General features: G+C 68.5%; 21 protein-coding genes. 14 read left to right on the top strand and 7 right to left on the bottom strand.

All coding sequences use genetic code 11. The features are described 5' to 3' along the window. Positions 1-23 precede the first annotated feature (23 nt). Genes ACWIGM_RS06115 through hemC form a run of 3 tightly spaced genes read right to left on the bottom strand, consistent with a single transcriptional unit; the run spans position 24 to position 4,640 of the window. A complete protein-coding gene (locus ACWIGM_RS06115; RefSeq protein ID WP_454025009.1) occupies positions 24-1,691 on the bottom strand; it encodes a heme biosynthesis HemY N-terminal domain-containing protein in 1,668 nt (555 codons plus the stop codon). Positions 1,692-1,705: 14 nt separating this feature from the next. Continuing rightward, a complete protein-coding gene (locus ACWIGM_RS06110) occupies positions 1,706-3,658 on the bottom strand; it encodes a uroporphyrinogen-III synthase (protein ID WP_454025008.1) in 1,953 nt (650 codons plus the stop codon). A 31-nt stretch (positions 3,659-3,689) separates the two neighbouring features. Then, a complete protein-coding gene (hemC, locus tag ACWIGM_RS06105; RefSeq protein ID WP_454025458.1) occupies positions 3,690-4,640 on the bottom strand; it encodes a hydroxymethylbilane synthase in 951 nt (316 codons plus the stop codon). Positions 4,641-4,805: 165 nt separating this feature from the next. On the opposite strand from hemC, the gene tsaD reads away from it, so the two are divergent. From tsaD to acs, 8 genes are all read left to right on the top strand, one after another. Next, complete coding sequence (tsaD, locus tag ACWIGM_RS06100) at positions 4,806-5,849, top strand: tRNA (adenosine(37)-N6)-threonylcarbamoyltransferase complex transferase subunit TsaD (protein ID WP_454025007.1); 1,044 nt, start codon at positions 4,806-4,808, stop codon at positions 5,847-5,849. Continuing rightward, positions 5,846-6,844: an NAD(P)H-dependent glycerol-3-phosphate dehydrogenase gene (locus tag ACWIGM_RS06095; protein WP_454025006.1), complete on the top strand. Its 999-nt coding sequence runs from the start codon at positions 5,846-5,848 to the stop codon at positions 6,842-6,844. Before tsaD ends, ACWIGM_RS06095 begins: the two co-directional genes overlap by 4 nt. 8 nt (positions 6,845-6,852) lie before the next feature. Next, positions 6,853-7,383, top strand: coding sequence for a L,D-transpeptidase family protein (locus ACWIGM_RS06090; protein ID WP_454025457.1), 531 nt, complete (start codon positions 6,853-6,855; stop codon positions 7,381-7,383). A gap of 22 nt (positions 7,384-7,405) precedes the next feature. Beyond that, entirely contained in the window at positions 7,406-7,735 is a 330-nt protein-coding gene (locus ACWIGM_RS06085) for a hypothetical protein (RefSeq protein ID WP_454025005.1), read from the top strand. After that, positions 7,735-8,145 (top strand): EVE domain-containing protein, encoded by a 411-nt coding sequence (locus ACWIGM_RS06080; RefSeq protein ID WP_454025004.1) that lies wholly within the window; start codon positions 7,735-7,737, stop codon positions 8,143-8,145. Before ACWIGM_RS06085 ends, ACWIGM_RS06080 begins: the two co-directional genes overlap by 1 nt. A gap of 78 nt (positions 8,146-8,223) precedes the next feature. Further along, complete coding sequence (locus ACWIGM_RS06075) at positions 8,224-8,748, top strand: TetR/AcrR family transcriptional regulator (RefSeq protein ID WP_454025003.1); 525 nt, start codon at positions 8,224-8,226, stop codon at positions 8,746-8,748. Then, a complete protein-coding gene (locus tag ACWIGM_RS06070) occupies positions 8,748-9,932 on the top strand; it encodes a DUF418 domain-containing protein (protein WP_454025002.1) in 1,185 nt (394 codons plus the stop codon). The genes ACWIGM_RS06075 and ACWIGM_RS06070 overlap by 1 nt, the downstream gene beginning before the upstream one ends. Positions 9,933-10,134: 202 nt before the next feature. Then, positions 10,135-12,087, top strand: a complete 1,953-nt coding sequence (gene acs / locus ACWIGM_RS06065) for an acetate--CoA ligase (RefSeq protein WP_454025001.1) — start codon at positions 10,135-10,137, stop codon at positions 12,085-12,087. A gap of 12 nt (positions 12,088-12,099) precedes the next feature. Here acs and ACWIGM_RS06060 read toward each other — a convergent pair whose 3' ends face one another. Next, on the bottom strand, positions 12,100-13,899 hold the full coding sequence (locus tag ACWIGM_RS06060) for a GGDEF domain-containing protein (RefSeq protein WP_454025000.1): 1,800 nt from the start codon (positions 13,897-13,899) through the stop codon (positions 12,100-12,102). A gap of 97 nt (positions 13,900-13,996) precedes the next feature. Beyond that, positions 13,997-14,452 (bottom strand): Fur family transcriptional regulator, encoded by a 456-nt coding sequence (locus ACWIGM_RS06055; protein ID WP_454024999.1) that lies wholly within the window; start codon positions 14,450-14,452, stop codon positions 13,997-13,999. A 130-nt stretch (positions 14,453-14,582) separates the two neighbouring features. Here ACWIGM_RS06055 and ACWIGM_RS06050 point away from each other — a divergent pair, with 130 nt between their 5' ends. The 5 genes from ACWIGM_RS06050 (at position 14,583) to ACWIGM_RS06030 (ending at position 18,472) form a co-directional block, all read left to right on the top strand. Then, the gene (locus ACWIGM_RS06050) at positions 14,583-15,503 is read left to right on the top strand and encodes a metal ABC transporter substrate-binding protein (RefSeq protein WP_454024998.1); all 921 of its coding nucleotides are present in this window, start codon (positions 14,583-14,585) and stop codon (positions 15,501-15,503) included. Continuing rightward, positions 15,500-16,408 (top strand): manganese/iron ABC transporter ATP-binding protein, encoded by a 909-nt coding sequence (locus ACWIGM_RS06045; RefSeq protein WP_454024997.1) that lies wholly within the window; start codon positions 15,500-15,502, stop codon positions 16,406-16,408. The genes ACWIGM_RS06050 and ACWIGM_RS06045 overlap by 4 nt, the downstream gene beginning before the upstream one ends. Beyond that, positions 16,408-17,259 (top strand): metal ABC transporter permease, encoded by an 852-nt coding sequence (locus tag ACWIGM_RS06040; protein ID WP_454025456.1) that lies wholly within the window; start codon positions 16,408-16,410, stop codon positions 17,257-17,259. The genes ACWIGM_RS06045 and ACWIGM_RS06040 overlap by 1 nt, the downstream gene beginning before the upstream one ends. Beyond that, positions 17,256-18,104: a metal ABC transporter permease gene (locus ACWIGM_RS06035; protein ID WP_454024996.1), complete on the top strand. Its 849-nt coding sequence runs from the start codon at positions 17,256-17,258 to the stop codon at positions 18,102-18,104. The genes ACWIGM_RS06040 and ACWIGM_RS06035 overlap by 4 nt, the downstream gene beginning before the upstream one ends. 116 nt (positions 18,105-18,220) lie before the next feature. Continuing rightward, positions 18,221-18,472, top strand: coding sequence for a hypothetical protein (locus ACWIGM_RS06030; protein ID WP_454024995.1), 252 nt, complete (start codon positions 18,221-18,223; stop codon positions 18,470-18,472). Positions 18,473-18,505: 33 nt separating this feature from the next. Here ACWIGM_RS06030 and ACWIGM_RS06025 read toward each other — a convergent pair whose 3' ends face one another. Further along, the gene (locus ACWIGM_RS06025; protein WP_454024994.1) at positions 18,506-19,312 is read right to left on the bottom strand and encodes a transglutaminase-like domain-containing protein; all 807 of its coding nucleotides are present in this window, start codon (positions 19,310-19,312) and stop codon (positions 18,506-18,508) included. Positions 19,313-19,430: 118 nt separating this feature from the next. Next, positions 19,431-20,183 carry an enoyl-CoA hydratase-related protein gene (locus ACWIGM_RS06020; protein ID WP_454024993.1) on the bottom strand — a complete coding sequence of 251 codons (753 nt, stop codon included), beginning with the start codon at positions 20,181-20,183 and terminating at the stop codon, positions 19,431-19,433. A gap of 163 nt (positions 20,184-20,346) precedes the next feature. On the opposite strand from ACWIGM_RS06020, the gene ACWIGM_RS06015 reads away from it, so the two are divergent. Next, positions 20,347-22,425, top strand: coding sequence for a 3-hydroxyacyl-CoA dehydrogenase NAD-binding domain-containing protein (locus ACWIGM_RS06015; RefSeq protein ID WP_454024992.1), 2,079 nt, complete (start codon positions 20,347-20,349; stop codon positions 22,423-22,425). Positions 22,426-22,443 lie beyond the last annotated feature (18 nt).

Genomic DNA, 22,443 nt, shown 5'->3' with positions numbered 1-22,443 from the left:
CGGGAATGACACGCGCTACGGCCTCAGCTGAAGATCCGGAAACGACCCTTGGCCTCGCCCGGCGCCTGTTGCTCCGGACCGGGATCGTCGGGCGCGTGCGCGACCGGGAAGACCACCGGGGCCGGCTTGCCCTGCTGCGGCGCCGGCTTGGTTGTCACCGGAGTGATCTCGACGACCGGCTCTGCCGGAGGAGAGGCTGCCGCGACGGACGGTTCCGGCCTCATCTCGACCTTGGGTTCCGGCTTCGGCTCGGGCTTGGGTGATTCGGGGGCAGGCGGCGGAGCAAGCCCGGCCGCCGGCGGAACCGTCACAGCCTCTGCGATCTCGGCCTTGCCTTCGAGCAGCGGCGCCGAGGGCTCGTCGAGATCGGCGAGCACGTCGTCGTCGAGATGGCCGCCCTGGCTGCCGAGCGTCGCCGGCGGCACCGTCCAGACGAAGGCGTCGAGCCGGCCCGAGATCGGCGAGACCGGCAGCCACTGGTCCGAGACGAGGCCGTCGGCAACCCAGGCGGCGTCACGCGGGGCGCGGGTGGCGCGGGCCAGCCATTCGCGGACGCGGCCGGTTGCGCCGTGCTCGGCCTCTTCCAGCTCGGCCATCAGCAGGCAGGCGCGGACCGAGGCGCCGCCGGCGAGGAGCGGCTTCAGCGTGGTGCGGGCGCGGGCGAAGTCCTGAGCATGGATGGCGGCGCCGGCCAGGGCCAGCACGCCCTCTGGATCGGCGGGCCTGAGCTTGGTCAGCGTTTCCGCCCGGGCGAGGCGGTCGCGGGCGCTGTCGCCGGGGCGGACATCGAGATAGGCGCCGGCGATATCGGGATGCGAGACCTGCTTCCAGGCCGCTTCCAGCAATCGCGCCGCCTTCTTGATGTCGCCGCGTTCCGACAGCATCCGGCCGGCCAGCGCCGCGGCGGGAGTGAGGCCTGGCGCGAGCTTGATCGCTTCGAGCGCGGCGGCGAGCGCCTTTTCCGGCTCGCGATCCTTGGCCTCGAGCGCCTCGGCCGCGAGCAGGACGGCGCGCTGGCGCTTGGCCTCGCCCTTGTCGGCGAGGCGCAGCGCGGCACGGCGCTCGACCGCGGTACGGGCCGCCTGCCAGTCGCCGGCGGCGGTGTGGAAGTCGAGCAGGGCGTCGTTGGCCCAGGCGAGGGAAGGCGAGCGGCGCACTGCATCGTCGGCAAAGGCGCGGGCAGCGGCCATGTCACCACGCCGGCGGGCCTCGACGAAGAGCCCACGCAGGCCGAGCACGCGGGTCTCGGGCTTGTCGAGCATCGCCTTGAAGGCGGCCTCGGCCTGGCCGCGATCGCCGGAGAGCTGGGCCGATTGCGCTTCGAGCAGCAGCGTCAGCGGCTCGTTGGCGACGAATTTGCGGGCATCGACCGCGTAGCGCCCGGCGGCGACGGGATCTCCGGCGCCGATCGCGACCATGCCGCGCGAGATCGCCTCGAAGCCGCGCGCCCGGCGCCTGGCCCGCGAGGCGAAGCCGAAGGCCGAGGGCAGGCCGAAGACGAAGCGCATCACCGCCCAGGCGACGAGGGCGAGGAAAGCCAGCACGACGACGCCGATCGCCGCGATCGCGACGCTGGTCTCGATGCGGTAGCCCTGCCAGAGGATCGAGACCTCGCCCGGCCGGTCGGCGAGCCAGACGGCCCCGACTGCGAGCAGGGCGATGACGAAGAGATAGACCAGTACGCGAACCATCGGGATCTATCCTCTCAGCCTGCCGTACCCAGCGCCGCGACCGCATCCTGTGCGATGCGGTTGATCGTCGATTCCGCGATTGCGCGCAGCCTCAACGCCAAGCCGAACGCTTCGCTGCCGCGCCGCGCCGGCTCGGGCAATTGCGTCCAGAGCTCGGCCGCCTTCACCATGTCGTTCTGAACGAGGGCGCCCTCCAGCCTGATCGGCAGGGTCGCGGGATCGCTGGAGCCGGACTCGCCGACGGGGCGGATGGTGACGATGCGGCTCGCCAGTCCGAGCAGCTTGTCTTCCCAGCTGTTCGCGGCCGGGGTGGTTTCGCGCACGAACAGGGCATGGTGGCTCTTGAACTGCGCCAGTAGCTGGTCGCGCGTGGCGGCCCCGGCGCCGGCAACTTCAGCAAGCGCGGTCTTCTGTTCAGCCGGAATGTCGCCGAGCGCAGTGAGGTCGGTCTGGAAGGGGCGGCCGGAGCCGATCGCGCTGCGGATGCGCTCGGCGAGGACGACGCGTGCCGCGGCGAGCGCCTGCTTGCTCGGCTGGGCGGCACTCTTGGCCGCGGCCTCGACGCCGGCAAGGCGCTGGCCCAGGGTCGCCGCCGCGTCGCGGGCGGCGGCGGCCATGCTGTCGGCACGGTCGAGCTTTTCGGTCAGCCCGGCAGGGATGCCGGCGCCGGCTGCGGGTGAGGTCTTGGCCAGCTCGGCGAGCCGGGTGGCGTTGGCCTGAGCCTCGCTGCTCGCCCTGGCGGCGCTCTCGGCCGCGGCGGCGGCCTTGCGGTCCACGGCGTCGAGCGCGGCGCGATTAGGCAAAGCGGCGCTCTGCGCGTGCAGGGTCTCGACGCGCTTGGCAATCTCGGCGAGGCGTGCACCGTCATCGGGAGCGGACAGGCGCAGGCCCAGAAGGACCAGGCCGGCGCCGATCACGCCGCCGGCGAGGCCGGCGAGTGCGACGGTCGGCAGGCTGTAGCGCCGCTGCTGCTCGGGCACCGGCGGCGGCGTGAATTCCTGGGCGAGCGCCTCGGTCGGGAGCACGGCCTCGGCCTGCGTCTCGGCGCGTTCGGCCTCGGCGGCGTTCGCGGCCGAGCTGGCGGCCTCCGGAGGCGGCGTCTCGACGGTTTCAGTCGCGGCGAGCTCGATTGTCGGCGGCGTCCGGCCCGAGCGGCTGCGGCGCTTTCCGGCTTGACCCTGTTCGCTGCTTGGCTCTGCCGTCATGCCGTCCTTGTCCGCCTTGTCTTCCGCCGCTGCCGGCTCCTTAGCATCGGCGGTCAGCAGAGTGCGAGCGGGAAGCTGGTCGAGGGCGGCAAAGAGCGCGGCCTCCTCGGGATGCTCGGCGACGAGCACCGTGTCGGAGCCAGCCGAGATCAGCGGCGCGGCGATCTCGGCCGAGAGTGCGAGCTGCGGCAGGGCCTGTGCCTGCTCGGCCAGCCCTACCTTGCCGGCGAGGTCGAAAAAGACCAGGGCGCTGCGCGGCGAATAATGCAGGGCGGCGTCGGCCGAGCCGTCGCGCAAGGCGTCGGCGGCAGGAGCGGGCAGTGCGTCGACCGCCTTGGCCTCATAGGCCGTCCAGACCGTCACCTCATGGCCGGCGTCGCGCAGTTGCTGCGGCAGGTCCTCGTGGCGGTCTCGCCCGGCGACGAAGAGCAGCTTCTGGCCTTGCGGCAGGCGCTCGAGAACCAGCGCCAGCAGCTCGGCGCGCCCGCCCCGGGCGCTGTGCGCGGCGAAACCGAGCTTGCCGACGGTCTCCGCCGTGCGCGTCCCGACGCAGAAGGCGGGAAGCGCGTTGCGCCAGGCCTTCGGCAAATTCTCCAGCGCCGGTACGGCATTGCCGCTGGTCAAAACCAGCGCGTCGAACGGCCCCTTGGGCGGCTTCTCGCCGCTCGGCAGGATCGAAAACAGCGGCGCGACCACCGGGTCCTTGCCGCGCTCGCGCAAGGTCTGCGCGCTGCGCTCGGCATCCTCAAGCGGTCTGAACACCAAAACGCGCATATCGCCTCCTCGTGCGGGCTCAGGCCGGATCGTAGATGCCGGCAGGAGCGCGGGCACGCAATTCGCGCCCGAGATCGGCTCCCAGTTGCGCGGCCTCCGTGACGGAACCATGGCGTTCGCCCTCGGCGCTCGCCGTGCCGTCGGGTGAGAGCAGCAGGCCGCGCAGATGCAGGCGCTCGCCATCGATGGTGGCGTGCCCGGCGATCGGCGTGCGGCAGGAACCGTCGAGCTCGGTCAGGAAGGCGCGCTCGGCGGCAAGCGCGTGGCCGGTGTCACCGCAGATGATCCGCGCTATCGCCGCGGCGGCGGCGGCGTCTCCGGTGCGAATCACGATGGCGATGGCGCCCTGGCCGACAGCCGGCAGGCACTCATCGAGCGAGAGGATGCCACTCGCCTTGTCGGCGAGGCCGAGACGGCGCAGGCCTGCGAGGGCGAGCAGGGTGGCGTCGAGCTCGCCATTCGCGACTTTCTCAAGCCGCCGGCCGACATTGCCGCGCAGCAAGGTGACCTCGATATCGGGGCGGGCCCGCTTGAGGATGGCCTGGCGGCGCAGCGAGGCCGAGCCGACGATGGCGCCCTGCGGCAGGTCGGCGAGGTTGGAGATGCCGCGCGCGATCAGCGCGTCGCGGACATCCTCGCGCGGCAGGTAGCCACCGATGACGAGGCCGTCGGGGAGGGCGGTCGGCAGGTCCTTGGCCGAATGGACGGCGAAATCGATGGTGCCCGCGAGCTGCGCGGCGTCGATCTCCTTGGTGAAGAGCCCCTTGCCGCCGGCTTCCGAGAGCGCCCGGTTCTGGATCGCGTCACCGGTGGTGCGGATCACGTCGAGCGGCAGTTCTCCGCTCTCCCAGCCATGGGCGGCGCCGAGCCGGCGCGCAAGTTCATGCGCCTGCGCCAGAGCAAGCGGGCTGCCACGCGTGCCGAGGATGAAGCGGCCCGGGAGCCGGCTTTCGCGTGGCGGGGTCGGCATGTCGGTCATTCTCTATGAGGTCTCCGCTTTCGCGCCATCAGCCGGCGCTGGCCATTGGCCTTCTCCTTCATGCAGCACTATACGGAGGAAATCCCCGCGCGAAACCGCGCACCCTGGCGGCAGCCCGGCGACCAGCGCCGATGCCCGCCCAACACCATGACGAGCATGCGAGTTCTGGGCATAGAGACGACCTGCGACGAGACGGCCGCCGCGATCGTCTGCGTCGGACGTTCCGGCGAAGCGAAGATCCTCTCGAACGAGGTTCTCAGCCAGATCGCGGCGCATGCCGCCTATGGCGGCGTCGTGCCCGAGATCGCGGCGCGCGCCCATGTCGAGGCGATCGACCGGATCGTGGCTCGCGCCTTTGAGACCGCAGGCATGAAGCCCTCCGAGATCGACGGCGTCGCGGCGGCGGCGGGGCCCGGGCTGGTCGGTGGCGTCATGGTCGGCCTCACCACCGCCAAGGCGATCGCTTTGGTGACCGGGCGGCCCTTCATCGCGATCAACCACCTCGAAGGCCACGCGCTGACAGCGCGGCTGACCGACGATCTCGCTTTCCCCTATCTGCTGCTGCTGGTCTCAGGTGGGCATACGCAATTGCTCGCAGTGCGCGGCGTCGGCGACTATCTACGTCTCGGCACCACGATCGACGATGCGGTCGGCGAAGCCTTCGACAAGATCGCCAAGATGCTGGGCCTGCCCTATCCGGGCGGTCCCTCGGTCGAGCGCGAGGCGAAGGCCGGTGATCCCGAGCGCTTCGAGTTCCCGCGGCCGATGAGCGGGCGGCCCAATCCGGATTTCTCGCTGTCGGGCCTGAAGACGGCGGTGCGGCTGGTTGCCGAGCGGATTGCGCCCTTGTCGGATCGCGACGTCGCCGATCTCTGCGCCTCCTTCCAGGCCGCGGTCGTCGACGTGCTGGTCGACCGCACGCGGGCCGGCCTGCGGGCCTGCCGCGAGGCCGGGATCAAGCCGAGCTCGCTCGTCGTTGCCGGCGGCGTCGCCGCCAACCAGCAGATCCGCAACGGGCTGATGCGCCTCGCCACCGAGGCCGGCTTGCCGATGGTCGCGCCGCCGGTCGCGCTCTGCGGCGACAATGGCGCGATGATCGCTTGGGCCGGGCTGGAGCGCCTGCGCCTCGGGCTCGTCGACGATATGGGCGCGGTGGCGCGCCCGCGTTGGCCGCTCGACGAACTCAGGGCGCAGGCGTGAGCGCAAATAACCGCTACAGGACGATCGGCGTCGCCGGCGCCGGCGCCTTCGGCACGGCGCTGGCGCTCGCCGCCGCGCGGGCTGGGCGGCACGTGCTGCTCTGGGCCCGCGACGCCGAGACCGTGGCGGGCCTGCGCGAGAAGCGGGAGGCGCCGCGGCTGCCAGGCGCGAAGCTGCCGGAGGCGATTGAACCGGTGTCCGACATCACGGCGTTGGGCTCGGTCGATGCGCTGATCCTGGCGGTGCCGACGCAGGCGCTGCGCGCGGCTTCGACGTTGCTGGCTCCGGCGTTGCCACGTGGGTTGCCGGTGATCTCTGCCGCCAAGGGCATCGAGCAGGGCAGCGGGCGCTTCACCACGCAGATCATCGCCGAGGCCCTGCCGCAGGCGATTCCAGCGGTGCTGTCAGGGCCGAGCTTCGCCGCCGACATCGCCCGCGGCCTGCCGACGGCGCTGACGCTCGCCTGCGCCGATGCCGCATTGGCACGGGCGCTGGCCGAGGCGTTGAATTCGTCGACGCTGCGAATCTATCACAGCAATGATCCGCGCGGCGTCGAGATCGGCGGTGCGGCCAAGAACGTGCTCGCCATCGCCGCAGGCATCGCGATCGGCCTCGGCCTCGGCGAGAGCGCTCGTGCCGCCCTCGTGGCGCGCGGCTTTGCCGAGCTGCGCCGTTTCGGCGAGGCGCATAATGCCCAGGCCGAGACATTGATGGGGCTTTCGGGGCTGGGCGACGTCATGCTCTCCTGCGCCACGGCGCAGTCGCGCAACTTTGCCTATGGCCAGGCTCTGGGGCAGGGCAAAACGCCGGCCGAAGCTGCCGGCGGCAAGCTCGCCGAAGGCGCTTTCACTGCGTCCGTACTGGTCGAGATGGCGCGGGCGCGGGAGATCGACATGCCGATCGCGGAAGCGGTCGCAAGCATCATCGCCGGCACCGTCGGCGTGCGCGAGGCGGTCGCGGACTTGCTGGCGCGCCCGGTACGGGCGGAGAATTGATGCTGCCGATGCTGAAGCGCATCGCCATTCTCGCCATGGCCGGAGCGGTCTTGGCGCTCGGGCTGGAGTTTACGCAAGCGTTTCGAACACTGCCGGCCCTCGCGTCGACCGATGCGCAGGCGACACGGGTCGTGATCGAAAAGGCTGCCCGCCGGTTGACGCTCGAGCGCAACGGCAAGGTGCTCGCAGACTATGCGGTTGCGCTCGGTTCGAGCCCTGTCGGGCAAAAGGCGCGGGAAGGCGATGGACGCACGCCGGAGGGCGTCTACGCCGTCGACTTCAAGCATCCGCGCAGCCGCTATCATCTGGCCTTGCGCATCTCCTATCCGGATGCGCGCGCGAACGATGCGGCCAGGCAGGCCGGAGTCTCGCCCGGCAGTGACATCATGATCCACGGCATCCGCAATGGTCTCGGCTGGCTGGGCAGGCTGCATCGCGAACGCGACTGGACGGATGGTTGCATTGCCGTCACCAATGCCGAGATTCGCGAGATCTGGTCGCGTGTTCCCGAGGGGACCGCGGTCGAGATCCGGCCATGAGACGGGGGTAGCGGAGACGGCAATGGCGAATGACTGGTCCGATCTGACGAAGCGCGTGGCACGCGGCATCGCCGAGGTGCGCAAGACGACCGGCGCCGAGCTGATCGCCGAGAGCCAGCCGGTGCCGCTGGCCGGGCGCATCGCCGGGCGTGTGATCGAACTGCGCCGCCGGCGCCGCGAGGACACGCATCGCTTCGTGCTGATCCTGCCTTTCGGCGAAGGCGAGACCAGGATCGAACTCAGCCCGCAGGATTATGCCGCACTGACCCGCGAGATGGTGCGATTCTGGAACGAACAGGGCGAGGCGGCGTCGCGGCTGCCGGTGCCCTTGAAGGAAGAGGACGAAGGCTGATGGCGCACTGGCTGATCAAATCGGAACCGTCGGTCTACTCCTGGGACGACCTGATCAAGGCCGGGGCCAAGGGCACGCATTGGGACGGGGTGAAGAACCACACCGCCAAGCTCAACCTGATGGCGATGAAGACCGGCGACCAGGTCTTCTTCTACCACTCCAATGAGGGGCTCGAGGTTGTCGGCATCGCCGAGGTCATCAAGGAGCACTATCCCTGGGTCGAGGCCGGTCCACCCTGGGTGCTGGTCGACTTCAAGGCGCTGAAGCCGCTGCCAACGCCGGTTTCGCTCGTCGCGGTCAAGGCCGAGCCGAAGCTCGCCAAGATGTCGCTCGTCACCTCCTTCCGCCTCTCGGTGCAGCCGGTGGCCGACGAGGAATGGGCTCTCGTCTGCAAGATGGGCGGCCTGTAAGGTCCAGCAGCCTCTTGCAGGTCGACGACAAACTCCATAACTGTACCGTCTGGACGGTTTAGTTATGGAGGTGCGGCCGTGCGCCGAAGCAAGAAATCCGAACTGCTCGAAGCTGCGGGCGCGATCATCGTCCGCAGCGGCGTCGAGGCGCTGACCTTCGACCGGCTCGCGGCCGAGACCGGCGTCAGCAAGGGCGGCATCCTCTATCATTTCCCCGACAAGGAACGGCTGCTCATCGCGCTGGTCGAGGGCATCGTCGCGCTGACCGAGCTCGCCATCGCCGAGGCGGTGCAAAGCGAACCTGAGCCGGCCCGGCCCGGCCGCTGGCTGCGGGCCTATATCCGGATCGCCTTCACCAACGGCGACGAGATCGACCGGCTGCTCGGCGTGCTGATCGCGGCCTTGCCGCCGGAGTCGTCCGCGCTCGCGCCGCTCCTCGCCGCCGACCGGCGCTGGCTCGAGGCGGCCTGTGAGGACGGGCTGCCGCGCGGTCTTGCGATCGCGATCCGGCTCGCCGTTGATGGCGCCTTCTTCACCAGGCTGGACGAGGGCGATGCCTCTGCGACGCGCGAAACCCTGCTCAAGCTGACGGAGCAGCTGTGATGACGTCCGCTCCTAGCCCAGCTGCCGGGCGCGATCCGGCCATCGACATGATCCGCGGCGTCGCGCTGCTCGGCATCCTCGTCGTCAACCTGCCGTTCTTCGCCATGCCCTTCGGCTTTGGGGGCGACTGGTGGCGCTCGGCCTTTCCCGGCCCCCTCGACTGGTTCGCGGTTTTCCTGATCCAGGCGCTGTTCGAGGCGAAGTTCATCCTGATCTTCTCCTTCCTCTTCGGCTATGGCGCGGCGCGCCAGATCGAAACCAACGGCCCGGGGCGCTATCGGCGACGGCTGCTGGCGCTCGGCCTGCTCGGCGTCGCCCATGCGCTGCTGCTCTTCGCCGGCGACATCCTCCTGGCCTATGCGCTGCTGGGCCTGATCCTGCCGCTGGCGGCGCGCTGGTCGGCTCTGCGCCTCGTCAAGGCGGCAGCGCTGATGTGGCTGCTCGCGATCCTCACGCATACTCTTCTCGGGATCGTCGGCATCATCGAGCCGGAGAGCTGGAAGGGCGGCGACGATGCCGCCGTCGCGCTGCATCGCTCCGGCGACTTTCTCGGGATCGTGCGCTATCGACTGGTCGAATGGGCAGTGTTCTACGGGCTTTCGCCCTTCATCACGCTGCCGCATGTCGCGATGATGTTCTTCCTGGGCATGGCGGCCTATCGGCATCTCGGCCCCGCGCCGCTGAGCAGTCTTGCCGCCCAAGGCGGCGCGATCGCCCGCCTGCTCTGGCTGCCGGCCCTGATCGGCAATATCGCCTATGCGGCCATGGCGGTGGCGCCGCCCGGCGCGATGAAGCCCGCCTTCGCTGCGGCCGAATTGATCCTGCGCGGCGTGTTTCCGCCACTGCTCAGCCTCGTTCTGATCGGCGCCGGCCTGAGCTTCTTCAACAGCCGCTTCGGCGCCAGGATCGGGCGCATCTTCCAGGCAGATGGCCGGCTGTCACTGTCGCTCTACATTTGCGAGTCGATCACCTGCGCGCTGATCTTCCTCGGCTACGGCCTCGGCCTTTACGGCCGGCTGGGACCGGCGGCCGGTATCGGGCTGGCGGTGCTGGTCTATTTCGGCCTGCTGATTGTCGCGTCGCTGTGGGGCAAGGTCTTCGCCAAGGGGCCATTCGAGTGGTTCGTCGAGCGCATGGCGGGGCCGCGCCGGCCGCCGGACATGGCTCCGGAAGCGGTGAGATAGGCCGGTTTTCGGCCCATTTTGCATCGCACAACCTCGCCAAAAGTCTGTGACACCAAAGTGCGAGCCCGCGGCGCTTGTCGGCGCGGGTTCGCTGCCTATGATGCGACGAACTCGAATAAGGCCGGTCGGATCGTCGTGGCGCGTCGCTGCGAGCCGACAAAACCGGCCCTGATGACCGCCCAAGTCTGGGGAGACGCTTGAGATGTCCGAGAAGATCTATGACGTGCCGGCCGCCTGGGCCAAGAAGGCATGGCTGAACGACGCCAAGTACAAGAAGATGTACGCGGCCTCGATCAAGGATCCGGACAAGTTCTGGGCCGAGCACGGCAAGCGCATCGACTGGTTCAAGCCCTACAGCAAGGTGCGTAATGCCAGCTACAAGCCGGGCAAGGTCTCGATCAAATGGTATGAGGACGGCACCACCAACGTCGCCTACAATTGCGTCGATCGGCACCTTGCCACCCGCGCCAAGCAGACGGCGATCATCTGGGAAGGCGATGACCCCAGCGAATCGAAGAAGATCACCTACGGCCAGCTCCACACCGAAGTCTGCAAATTCGCCAACGTCCTGAAGGCGAACGGGGTCAAGAAGGGCGATCGGGTCACGATCTACCTGCCGATGATTCCCGAAGCGGCTTACGCCATGCTGGCCTGCGCCCGGATCGGCGCGGTGCACTCGGTGGTGTTCGGCGGCTTCTCGCCGGATTCGCTCGCCAACCGCATCGAGGACGCCGATTCGAAGATCGTGATCACGGCGGACGAGGGCCTGCGCGGCGGGCGCCCGGTGCCGCTGAAGAAGAATGTCGACGCGGCCGACGACAAGGTGAAGGGCGGCATCGGCACGGTGATCGTCGTCAAGCGCACCGGCGGCCATGTCACCATGAAGGAGGGCCGCGACGTCTGGTATCATGACGAGGCGGCGAAGGCGTCCGGCCATTGCCCACCGGCCGAGATGAAGGCCGAGGACCCGCTCTTCGTGCTCTACACCTCAGGCTCGACCGGCAAGCCCAAGGGCGTGCTGCATACGACGGCCGGCTATCTCGTCTACGCCTCGATGACGCATCAATACGTCTTCGACTACCATGACGGCGAGATCTACTGGTGCACCGCCGATGTCGGCTGGGTCACCGGCCACAGCTACATCCTCTACGGGCCGCTCGCCAATGGCGCGACGACGCTGATGTTCGAGGGCATCCCGACCTATCCGACGATCTCGCGCTTCTGGGATGTGGTCGACAAGCACAAGGTCAACACATTCTACACCGCCCCGACCGCGATCCGCTCGCTGATGGGCGCCGGCGAGGAGCCGGTGAAGAAGACCAAGCGCAAGTCGCTGCGCCTGCTCGGCTCGGTCGGCGAGCCGATCAATCCCGAGGCCTGGGAGTGGTATCACCGTGTCGTCGGCGACGATCGCTGCCCGATCGTCGACACCTGGTGGCAGACCGAGACCGGCGGCATCCTGATCACGCCGCTGCCGGGCGCGACCAAGCTCAAGCCGGGCTCGGCGACGCGGCCCTTCTTCGGGGTCAAGCCCGAGCTGGTCGATGCCGAGGGCAAGGTGCTGCAGGGCGCGGCCGAGGGCAACCTCGTCATCGCCGAGAGCTGGCCGGGCCAGATGCGCACGGTCTATGGCGACCATAAGCGCTTCGAGGAGACCTATTTCGCGACCTACCCGAACAAGTACTTCACCGGCGACGGCTGCCGGCGCGATGCCGACGGCTATTACTGGATCACCGGCCGCGTCGACGACGTGATCAACGTCTCCGGCCACCGCATGGGCACGGCCGAGGTCGAATCGGCGCTGGTCGCCCATCCCAAGGTCTCCGAGGCGGCGGTGGTTGGCTATCCGCACGACATCAAGGGGCAGGGCATCTACGCCTATGTCACGCTGATGGCGGGCGAGAAGTCGAACGAGGACCTGCGCAAGGAGCTGGTGGCGCATGTGCGCAAGGAGATCGGTCCGATCGCCTCGCCCGACCTGATCCAGTTCGCGCCGGGCCTGCCCAAGACCCGCTCCGGCAAGATCATGCGCCGCATCCTGCGCAAGATCGCCGAGGACGAGTTCGGTGCGCTCGGCGACACCTCGACATTGGCCGATCCGGCTGTCGTCGACGACCTGATCGCCAACCGGCAGAACAAGCGCAAGGCGGGCTGAGCGCCCGCGGCGTCAGGCTATCCTGACCGACTTGATCGCGATGGGATCGGCGAGCATTTGCTCGCCGGCGATGCCGACCCGGTTCCGGCCTTCGGCCTTGGCTGCGTAGAGCGCCTGGTCCGCGGCCTCGAGCAGGATCTCCCAGCCAGGGCCGTCGCGGCGGCCGATAGCCACGCCGAAGCTCGCGGTGACCCGCAATTCCGTGCCGTCGCTCAGCATGATCGCCTGCTCGACGATCGCCGCGCGCAGCGTCTCGGCGATCCGCGCGAGTGTGCGGATGCCGGTGTTGGGCAGGACGATGGCGATCTCCTCACCGCCATAGCGCATGACGAGATCGTTCTTGCGCACCGTCTCCGCCATCAATCCGGCAATGCTCCGCAGGACCTGATCGCCGGCGACATGGCCGTAGGTGTCGTTGATCAGCTTGAACCGGTCGATGTCCATCAGGATCAGGCCGGTCTCGATGGGCAGATAGTCGAAATCGGGATCGCCTTGGCCGAGGCGGTCGAAAGTGCGGCGGTTCAGCAGGCCCGTCAGTGCGTCGGTCTCGGCCTGCACCCTCAGGCGCTCGGTCAGGCGCAGGCGCTCGCGCAGCTTGAGGCGCAGGGTCTCGAGCGCTGCGAACAGCTCGCGAATCTCTCCGTCGTGACTGCCGGCCCGCGCAGCCCGGTCGAGATCGCGCTCCTCGGCGAGCGCGACGATGTGGTCGCGCGCCCGCAGCAGCGGCCTGAAGATCCGGCGGCGCACCGCCAGCAGCAGGATTAGATTGGTCAGGACGATCAGAACGGTGAAGGCCGCGACGGCCTGGAGCCACCAGGCGCTGGTCGCCCGGGCGGTCTGCGCGTGCGCCAGCGTGTCGTCGAGGAAGCTTTGGCGCAGCCGCTCGAGCGGCGCCATCGAGGGCACGTATTGCTGGGTCATCGCTTCGGTGGTGACCGAGTAACGCCCGGATTTTCCCTCGGCGGTCAAGCGCGCGATCAGGTTTAGGCCCTCGCCGAAATAGAGGCGGTTGGCCTCGCCTACGGCGGCGATAAGATCCGGCGCATCGGCGTGAAGGGCGAGCTGGCGCTCCAGCGACTGCCAGATCTGCAGGATACGGCCGTAGGTGAGCACGAGCTCGTCGTAAGCGGTCGCGGAGAGAGGTTCGCGCGCGGCGATTGAAGGGGCGAGGAAGGAGCCCATTCGCCCAGCATATTCGCGCAGATCGCCGAGCATCAACCCGGCCAGGGCGTGGCCGGCCAGTGAGCTGTCGTGCTCCGTCAGCTCGGCCATCGCGGCGGTCACCACCGGCCGCATCGTATCGACCACATCGAACATGCCGATGATCGCGCCCCGGATCTCGGCGCTGCTGCGCTCGGCCAAGGGGAGGGCGCTCAACCCATCAGCGGCGCGGCGCGCTTCGGCGAGGCGGAGGTGGACGGTCGTTAGCCTGTCGCGCGCGACGAGATGCCGGATCACCTCATTGTCGGCATCCGTTGCGATCTCGGCCAGCGCCCGGTCGCTCAGCGCACGGAACTCGGCGAGCTTGCGCCGGGCCGGCGTGTCGGACGCCGGTTCCTCGCCGAGCACGCTGTTCATCGGGCCACGTTCGGCCGAGAGCCGGTTCGCTGCCGTCAGCACCTTCTCGTAGAGTGTCAGCGCCTCGAGGTTCCGGCTGGCGCGGGCATAGTCGCTGCCGAGAATGGCGATCAGGCCGAGCGCGAGCGCCAGCGCCAGCACGAGCAGGGTCATGCAGCCCAGGATGAGCTTGGTATCGAGGCTGGCACCGGGCCGCTGGGGGGCGGCGACTGGCTTTTCGAAGCGATTGCTCAAAACCGACACGCATCTTGCGACGGCAAGTTGCCGTTGCGTGAGCTATCGAAGCCGGCGATTGAGATTCGGTAAACCGATTGCCGCCAAGGCCGGGTTTTCAGCTCCCGGTCCGCTTGCGCCTGGCCGGCTTGCCGAGCTTCCTGCCGTAAAGCTCCAGCCTGTGCCGGACGATCTCATAGCCGAGCTTGGCGGCGATCTTGGCCTGCAGCTCCTCGATCTCCGGGGAGGAGAATTCGATCACCGCGCCGCTTTCGATGTCGATCAGATGGTCGTGATGGGCCTGGTCGGCGTGCTCGTAGCGCGAGACGCCGTCCTCGAAAGCGTGGCGTTCGATCGCGCCTTGCGTCTCCAGCAGCTTCATCGTGCGGTAGACGGTCGAGAGCGAGAGCGTCGGATCGTGCACGAAGGCACGGGTGAAGATGCCCTTCGCATCGGGGTGATCGTCGGCTTCGGCCAGGACCCGCAGGATCAGTCGGCGCTGCTGGGTCATGCGCAGGCCGGCCTTGCGGAGCTGAAGCTCGAACTCCGTCACGCGCTGGTCGATTCCTTTCATGCGCGAGAGGTAGCAACCCTGAGAGGCATTTGCAAAAATGCCTTGTCGCAATTCATTCGCAACTGCGTTGACAAATGCAAGTGGGTTGCAATAGCGTTACATTATCCCCTGTTTCGCTATCGGAGAGACCATGCCTTCGCGCCGCTGTTTCCTTGGCCTTGCCGCCGCCACGACGCTGGCTCTTGGCATCGTGAGTTCTGTCGGGAGCGCCCTGGCACAGGCCGCGCCGGGCAAGCCGCTGCGCGTCGTCACCACCTTCACGGTGATCCAGGACATCGCCCAGAACGTCGCCGGCACGGCGGCGATCGTCGAATCCATCACCAAGCCCGGCGCCGAGATCCATGACTACCAGCCGACGCCGCTCGACGTGGTGAAGGCGCAGTCGGCCGATCTCGTGCTCTGGAACGGCATGAATCTGGAGCGCTGGTTCGAGAAGTTCTTCGACAATGTGAAGAACGTCAGGAGCGCGGTGGTGACCGACGGCATCGAGCCGATGGGTATCAAGGAGGGGCCCTATGAGGGCAAGCCCAACCCGCATGCCTGGATGTCGATCAAGAGCGCGCTGATCTATGTCGAGAACATCCGCAAGGCGCTCGCCGAGGCCGACCCGGCCAATGCTGCGACCTATGCGAAGAACGCCGCTGCCTATTCGGCCGAGATCAAGGCGATGGACGTGCCTCTGCGCGCCCGTCTCGACAAGGTGCCGGCCGAGAAGCGCTGGCTCGTCTCCAGCGAGGGCGCATTCAGCTATCTGACCCGCGACTATGGCTGGCGTGAAGCCTATCTCTGGCCGATCAACGCCGACGAGCAGGGTACGCCGCAGCAAGTACGCCGCCTGATCGACCTCGTCCGCAAGAACAAGCTCCCGGCCGTGTTCAGCGAGAGCACCATCTCGGACCGCGCCGCCAAGCAGGTCGCGCGTGAGACCGGGGCCAAATATGGCGGCGTGCTCTATGTCGACTCGCTGTCGGATGCGCGCGGCGCGGTGCCGACCTATCTCAAGCTGCTCGAGGTCACCGTCGACACGATCGCGAAGGGGTTCGGCCAGTGAATCTGCAGACCGCCGAGATCCGCCCGGGGCAGGGGCCGACGCCCTCGATCGTGGTCAGCGGCGTCACCGTCCGCTACGCCAATGGCGTCACCGCGGTGAACGATGCCTCCTTCGCGCTCGGCCCGGGTACGATCTGCGCGCTGGTCGGTGTCAACGGCTCCGGCAAGTCGACGATCTTCAAGACGCTGATGGGCTTCCTCAAGCCGGCGCAGGGGCTGGTCAGCATCGCCGGCATGGAGGTGCGCCAGGCGCTGAAGCGCGGCCTCGTCGCCTATGTGCCGCAGGCGGAGGAGGTCGACTGGACCTTCCCGGTACTGGTCGACGATGTCGTGATGATGGGGCGTTACGGCCATATGGGCTTCATGCGCCTGCCGCGAAAAGCCGACCGCGAGGCGGCCGAGCAGGCGCTCGAACGCGTCAACATGCTGGAATTTCGTCGCCGCCAGATCGGCGAGCTTTCCGGCGGCCAGCGCAAGCGCGTCTTCCTGGCGCGCGCGCTGGCGCAAGGCGGGCAGGTCATCCTGCTCGACGAGCCCTTCACCGGCGTCGACGTCAAGACCGAGGACCAGATCGTCCAGCTGATGCGTGAACTCAGGGCAGAAGGCCGGCTGATGCTGGTCTCGACCCACAACCTCGGCTCGATCCCGGATTTCTGCGACCAGGTCGTGATCGTCAACAAGACCGTGCTTGCGGCCGGGCCGACCGAGACGACCTTCACCCAGGACAATCTGCAACGGGCCTTCGGTGGCGCGCTCCGGCATTTCCGCCTCGAAGGGGCGAGCCTGCACGCCGATGCCGACGACCGCCGCGTCACCGTGATCACCGACGACGAGCGCCCGCTCGTCTTCTATGGCGATCGCGACCATGAGAAGCCCGCCGCCGGCAGGAAGGACGGGCAGCCGTGATGGAGCTCCTGCTCGAACCCTTCGGCTACCAGTACATGGTCAAGGCGATCTGGGTCTCGGCCCTGGTCGGCGGCGTCTGCGCCTTCCTGTCCTGCTACCTGATGCTGAAGGGCTGGTCGCTGATGGGCGACGCGCTGGCGCATGCGATCGTGCCCGGCGTCGCGCTCGCCTATCTCCTGAAGGTGCCCTATGCCGCCGGCGCCTTCTTCTCCGGCCTGCTCGCGGCGCTCGCCATGGCGCTGGTTCGGGTGCGTACGCAACTGCGCGAGGATGCCGTGATCGGCATCGTCTTCACCAGCTTCTTCGCCGTCGGCCTGATGATCGTCTCGATCAACCCGACCTCGGTCAACGTCCAGTCGATCGTGCTCGGCAACATCCTCGGCATCTCCGACGAGGACGTGGTCCAGGTCGCGATCATCGCCTTTGTCTCGCTAGCCATCCTGCTGCTGCGCTGGAAGGATCTGATGCTGGTCTTCTTCGACGAGAACCAGGCGCGCGCCGTCGGGCTCTCGCCGACGCGGCTCAAGATCCTGTTCTTCGTGCTGCTCAGCGCCTGCACGGTCGCGGCGCTGCAGACGGTCGGCGCCTGCCTCGTCATCGCCATGGTGGTGACTCCCGGCGCGACCGCCTACCTGCTGACCGACCGTTTCGGCCGGCTGATCGCGATCGCGGTGACCATGGGTGTAACGACCTCAGCCGTCGGCGCCTATGCCAGCTATTTCCTCGACGGCTCGACCGGCGGGCTGATCGTCGTGTTCCAGACGCTGCTCTTCCTCGCCGCCTTCCTGTTCGCACCCAAGCATGGCCGCCTCGGCGCGCGCCGCGCCGCCAGCGTCGGAGGCCGGGCATGAGCCTCATCCAGACCTGGCTGCTAGCCCCCTTCGCCCATGAGTTCATGCTGCGCGGCCTTGCCGTCGCGGTGATGGTCGGTCTCGTCTGCGCCGTGCTGTCCTGCTTCCTGGTGCTCAAGGGCTGGTCGCTGATGGGCGATGCGGTCTCGCATGCCGTGCTGCCGGGCATCGTGCTGGCCCATATCGCGAGCCTGCCGCTCGCCATCGGGGCTTTCGCTGCCGGCCTGACCTGTGCCTTCGGCATCGGCTACCTCAAGGAGAACAGCCGGGTGAAGGAGGACACGGTGATGGGCATCGTCTTCTCCGGCATGTTCGCGCTCGGCCTCGTGCTCTTCGTCAAGGTCGACAGCGACCAGCACCTGCTGCACATCCTGTTCGGCAATATGCTCGGCGTGACCTGGGGCGACATCGCCGAAACGGCGCTGATCGCCTTGCCGGTCGCCGGCTTCATGCTGGTCAAACGACGCGATTTCCTGCTGCACGCCTTCGACCCGGCGCATGCCCGCGCCATCGGCCTGCCGGTGAGGGCGCTGCATTTCGGCCTGCTCGCCATGCTGGCGCTGACCATCGTTGCGGCGCTGAAGGCGGTCGGCATCATCCTTGTCGTCGCCATGCTGATCGCGCCGGGGGCGATCGGCTTCCTGACGACGCGCCGCTTCGACCTGATGCTGCTGGTTGCGGTAGCGGCCGCGGTGACGTCGAGCGGCCTCGGCACGATCCTGAGCTTCCATCTCGACGTCGCGACCGGACCCTGCATCGTCGTGGTGCAGGCGGCGCTTTTCCTGGCGGCGCTGATACGCAGCCTCCTCAGGATGCGGAGGTTGGCCGCGATGCGGCCGGCCTGAACCGTACTGCGAAAAATCAGGCCTCCTCGGGAATAAGGCTGGTCGCCACTCGGTCTTCCCAAATCCGCCAAGTTGTCCCGCTGCCATGGGGCATGGTCGGTATGGAGGAGACGATGATGAGCGAGACCGACGAAGGACGGCGGAAGCTGCTGCGGCTGGCGCTTTTTGCGTTGCCCATGGCGATCGCCGGCTCAGCGCTGACCGCGACGACCGTACGAGCCGACGATGATGACGACGATGACGATCGCCGGCGCCGCCGCTGGTATCGCCGCCGCTATTACGATGATGGCTACCGGCGGCGCTGGCGCGATGACGACTATTATCGCCGGCGGCGGCGCCGGCGCGACTATGATGACGACGACGATTGATCGCCGGGGCTGAGCGGCCCCCTCATTGCCGGATCAGGCGGCCCGCGCCGGCTCGCTGTCCTCGATGCGGCTGACCTCGACCCACTGATTGAGGCATTGGCACAGGCTGCCGCTGGTCAGGAAGGCGATGTCGGCAGCGTCGCGCCCGGCGGCGATGCGGACCATGCCTTCGACCGGCGCCAGCCGGGTCGGATCGACCAGCCACCAGCGCCCGTCGAGGAAGACCTCGAACACGGCGTGGAAATCCGGCGGGTCGAGCTCGGCGGCATAGACGCTGACCGCACGGGCGGGCAGATTCAGCGCGCGGCAGAGTGCGATGCCGAGATGGCTGAAATCGCGGCAGACGCCGGCACGGTCGATGAAGGTCTGCTCGGCCGTGGTCTGGGCATTGCTGACGCCGCGGACGTAGTCGACATGCTCCTGCAGCCAGTCGACCACCGCGAGCACCTTGGCGCCGCCGGCTTCGATGTCGCTGAATTCGCGCTGGGCGAAGCGCATCAGATTGTCGGAGGGGCAGAAGCGGCTGGGTAGCAGGTACTGCAGCACCTCGGCCGGCAATTCGGCCCAGGCATGCTGGCGTGCATTGGCATGCAGCAGGCGGCGCGCGCCGTTGTCGATCATGCCCTGATACTGGATCGAGACCTGGCCCGACAGCACCGCGCGGAAGCGGCGCATGCCGGTCTCCGCGTCGAGGTCGCGGATCAGCTCGGCTCCCTGATCGACCAGCAGGCGGTCGGAGAGGATGGTCTGGTCCGGGGACCGCGCCGGCTCGATCGCGACGATCACCGGCGTTTCATGGTCGAAGCGGTAGACGAGGGTGGCGACGACCTTCAGCTTCACATCCTGCTCCTGCACGACCGCACCGGGAGGCGCGGGCGTCAACGTGACCGGGAGCAGGATGTTCCGCGATTTCCGCGACAGCGAAGCGACGGCAGGTACAGCGGCTGCGCGCCTGGCGTCAGCGCTTGGTCAGGAAGGCCATGAAGGCGGCCTGCGCCTCTGCCGATTTCAGCCGCTCGCCGAAATGCCGTGCCTCGGTCGCAATCGTCTCGGCCACCGCGACGGCGCTGCCGCGCTTGAGCAGCGCTTTGGTCAGCGCGACCGATTGCGGCGGCAGGGCCGCCAGCGCCTTGGCCTTCTCCAGCGCCGCCGCGAGCGCGCCGCCCTCGTGGGTGACGCCGTTGATCAGGCCGGCTTCCTGCGCGACCTCGGGTCCGAAGGGCTCGCCCAGCATCAGCAATTCGGCGGCGCGCTTGCTGCCGGCGATCAGCGGCAGGAGATAGCTCGATCCGCCTTCAGGGCAGAGGCCGAGGCTGACGAAGGGCATGCGGAAGCTGGCGCCGCGCCCGGCGAAGGCGAGGTCGCAATGCAGCAGCATGGTGGTGCCGATGCCGACGGCGAAGCCTTCCGCGGCGGCGACGATCGGCTTCTTCGCCGTCGAGATCGCGGTCAGGAAGTCGATGGCGATCTCGGCGCCGACGCCGGTTGCAGCCGCCGCGGCGAAATCCTTGATGTCGTTGCCGCTGGTGAAGCAGCCGCCGGCGCCGGTGAGCACGACGGCGCGCACCGAGGCGTCCGCATCGGCTGCGGCGAGCGCGTCGATCAGGCCCTGATAGGTGGCGCGGTCGAGTGCGTTGCGCCGGTCGGGGCGGTTCATGGTGATCTGCCTGACGCCCTCGGCCGGGGTCTCGCTCAGAACGGTTTCGGTCATGCAAGCCTTCTCATCATCTCTCCCGCCGAGAGCGGGCGGCAGACGATGGGGGAGGTGATGAGGCCGGTCAAGGAATGCCGCAGCGCGCCGGGCGAACGCTCCTTGCTTGACAGCAGCCCTCCTGCTCGGCTCCTTGCGCTCGCAGCGCAGAATGGAGGCAGGCATGCAGACCGTCACCCTCACCCGCCAAGGCAAGGTGGCGATCGCGACGCTGCACAATCCGCCGGTCAACGCGCTGAGCGCCGCGCTGCGGGCCGACCTGCTGCAGGCGCTGACGCAGGCGATGGCCGACAGCGAAGTGGCCGCGCTGGTCATCGCCGCGCAGGGCAAGGCTTTCATCGCCGGCGCCGACATCAGCGAGTTCGGCAAACCGCCGGCGCCGCCGATCCTGCCCGATCTGCTGGCGGCGATCGAGAACGCGCCGAAGCCGGTCGTCGCGGCGATCGAAGGCGTCGCTCTCGGCGGCGGGCTCGAGGTCGCGCTCGCCTGCCATGGCCGCGTGGCAAGCCCAGCCGCCAGGCTCGGCCTGCCGGAGATCAAACTTGGTTTGATCCCGGGCGCTGGCGGGACGCAGCGCCTGCCGCGCCTGATCGGCGCAGCCGCTGCCTTCCCGATGATGCTCTCGGGCGAGCCGATCGCGGCGCAGAAGGCGCTGGCGCTCGGACTGGTCGACCAGCTCGTCGAGAGCGATGCCGTGGGCGCGGCGGTTGCGCTGGCGCAGGAACTGGCTGGCTGGGGGGCGCCAGTGAAGACTGGCGAGCGCGCGGACAAGCTGACTGCAGCTGATCGCGACGCTTTCGACGCGCTGGCCAAGGATGCGCTGGCGAAAGCCGGCGAGATGCCGAACGTTGCGGCATTGGTCGAGGCGGTGCGCGGCGCTTTCAGCCTGGCGCCGGCGGAGGCCCATGCGAATGAGCGCGCACTGTTCGTGAAACTCCTCGCCGACGAGCGCTCCAAGGCGCTGCGCTATGTCTTCTTCGCCGAGCGCGAGGCGGCGAAGGTTCCCGGCATCGACGAGAGCGTCAAGCCGCGCCCGATCGCGCGCGCCGCCGTGATCGGCGCCGGCACGATGGGCGGCGGCATCGCGATGTGCTTCGCCAATGCCGGCATCCCGGTGACATTGATCGAGACCACGCAGGAGCAGATCGACAAGGGCCATGCCCGGGTGCGCGACACCTACGGCTTCTCGGTCAAGCGCGGGTCGATGACCGAGGCGGTGCGCGAGCAGCGCATGGCGCTGATCACGCCGGCGGTCGGACTCGCTGCCGCTGCCGAGGCCGACATCGTGATCGAGGCCGCTTTCGAGGAGATGGGCGTCAAGCGCGAGATCTTTGGCGCGCTCGACAAAATCGCCAAGCCGGGCGCGATCCTCGCCAGCAACACCTCCTATCTCGATCTCGCCGAGATCGCCGCGATCACGACCCGGCCGGGCGATGTGCTCGGCATGCATTTCTTCAGCCCCGCCAATGTGATGAAGCTGCTCGAGATCGTCCGGCCCACCGGCGTCGCGGCCGATGTGGTCGCGACCGCGATCGGCCTCGGGCGCAAGCTCGGCAAGGTGCCGGTCGTGGTCGGCAATTGCTTCGGCTTCGTCGGCAACCGCATGCTGGAGGCGCGCACCCGCGCCGCCGAGCGCCTGCTCGTCGCCGGCGCCCTGCCGCACGAGGTCGATGCGGCGCTGACCGGCTTCGGCTTCAAGATGGGGCCGTTCGCCATGTCGGACCTCGCCGGCAACGACATCAGCTGGCGCAGCCGCAAGGCCCGCGGCAAGAGCGCGGCGGTGGCGGATGCGATCTGCGAGCGCGGCTGGTTCGGCCAGAAGACCGGCCGCGGCTATTACCGCTATCCGGAAGGCGCCCGTGCCGGCGAGCGCGATCCCGAGGTCGAGGCGCTGATCGCCGAGGTCTCGGCCAGCAAGGGCGTGACGCGGCGCAGCTTCACAGCTGAGGAGATCCTCGCGCGGCTGCTCGACCCCATGGTCAACGAGGGGGCGCGCATCCTCGACGAGGCCATCGCGACGCGCGCCGGCGACATCGATACCGTCTGGCTCAACGGCTACAACTGGCCGGCCTGGCGCGGTGGGCCGATGCATTGGGCCGAGAGCGTCGGGCTCGATGTCATCGTCAAGCGGCTGGAACAGCAGGCCGCGGAGAGCGGCGATGCCTCGCTCGAACCCGCCCCACTGCTCCGCCGGCTCGCTGCCGAGGGCAAGGGTTTCTCCGCCGTGAAGACCGCTGCCTAGAGCGACCACTCCCACCAA

It is taken from the genome of Allobosea sp. NPDC055332 (assembly GCF_053645455.1).
Note: the sequence above shows the minus strand (reverse complement) of the source record. Positions and strands in the feature narration are given on the sequence as shown.

What these genes read in the sequence shown, in the direction of transcription:
- ACWIGM_RS06055 (WP_454024999.1), bottom strand. Translation starts at nt 14,452, where the DNA reads ATGAAAGGAATCGACCAGCGCGTGACGGAGTTCGAGCTTCAGCTCCGC.
- ACWIGM_RS06080 (WP_454025004.1), top strand. Translation starts at nt 7,735, where the DNA reads ATGGCGCACTGGCTGATCAAATCGGAACCGTCGGTCTACTCCTGGGAC.
- ACWIGM_RS06030 (WP_454024995.1), top strand. Translation starts at nt 18,221, where the DNA reads ATGAGCGAGACCGACGAAGGACGGCGGAAGCTGCTGCGGCTGGCGCTT.
- ACWIGM_RS06085 (WP_454025005.1), top strand. Translation starts at nt 7,406, where the DNA reads ATGGCGAATGACTGGTCCGATCTGACGAAGCGCGTGGCACGCGGCATC.
- ACWIGM_RS06070 (WP_454025002.1), top strand. Translation starts at nt 8,748, where the DNA reads ATGACGTCCGCTCCTAGCCCAGCTGCCGGGCGCGATCCGGCCATCGAC.
- ACWIGM_RS06090 (WP_454025457.1), top strand. Translation starts at nt 6,853, where the DNA reads ATGCTGAAGCGCATCGCCATTCTCGCCATGGCCGGAGCGGTCTTGGCG.
- ACWIGM_RS06040 (WP_454025456.1), top strand. Translation starts at nt 16,408, where the DNA reads ATGGAGCTCCTGCTCGAACCCTTCGGCTACCAGTACATGGTCAAGGCG.
- ACWIGM_RS06035 (WP_454024996.1), top strand. Translation starts at nt 17,256, where the DNA reads ATGAGCCTCATCCAGACCTGGCTGCTAGCCCCCTTCGCCCATGAGTTC.
- ACWIGM_RS06020 (WP_454024993.1), bottom strand. Translation starts at nt 20,183, where the DNA reads ATGACCGAAACCGTTCTGAGCGAGACCCCGGCCGAGGGCGTCAGGCAG.
- hemC (WP_454025458.1), bottom strand. Translation starts at nt 4,640, where the DNA reads ATGCCGACCCCGCCACGCGAAAGCCGGCTCCCGGGCCGCTTCATCCTC.
- acs (WP_454025001.1), top strand. Translation starts at nt 10,135, where the DNA reads ATGTCCGAGAAGATCTATGACGTGCCGGCCGCCTGGGCCAAGAAGGCA.
- ACWIGM_RS06050 (WP_454024998.1), top strand. Translation starts at nt 14,583, where the DNA reads ATGCCTTCGCGCCGCTGTTTCCTTGGCCTTGCCGCCGCCACGACGCTG.
- ACWIGM_RS06115 (WP_454025009.1), bottom strand. Translation starts at nt 1,691, where the DNA reads ATGGTTCGCGTACTGGTCTATCTCTTCGTCATCGCCCTGCTCGCAGTC.
- ACWIGM_RS06015 (WP_454024992.1), top strand. Translation starts at nt 20,347, where the DNA reads ATGCAGACCGTCACCCTCACCCGCCAAGGCAAGGTGGCGATCGCGACG.
- tsaD (WP_454025007.1), top strand. Translation starts at nt 4,806, where the DNA reads ATGCGAGTTCTGGGCATAGAGACGACCTGCGACGAGACGGCCGCCGCG.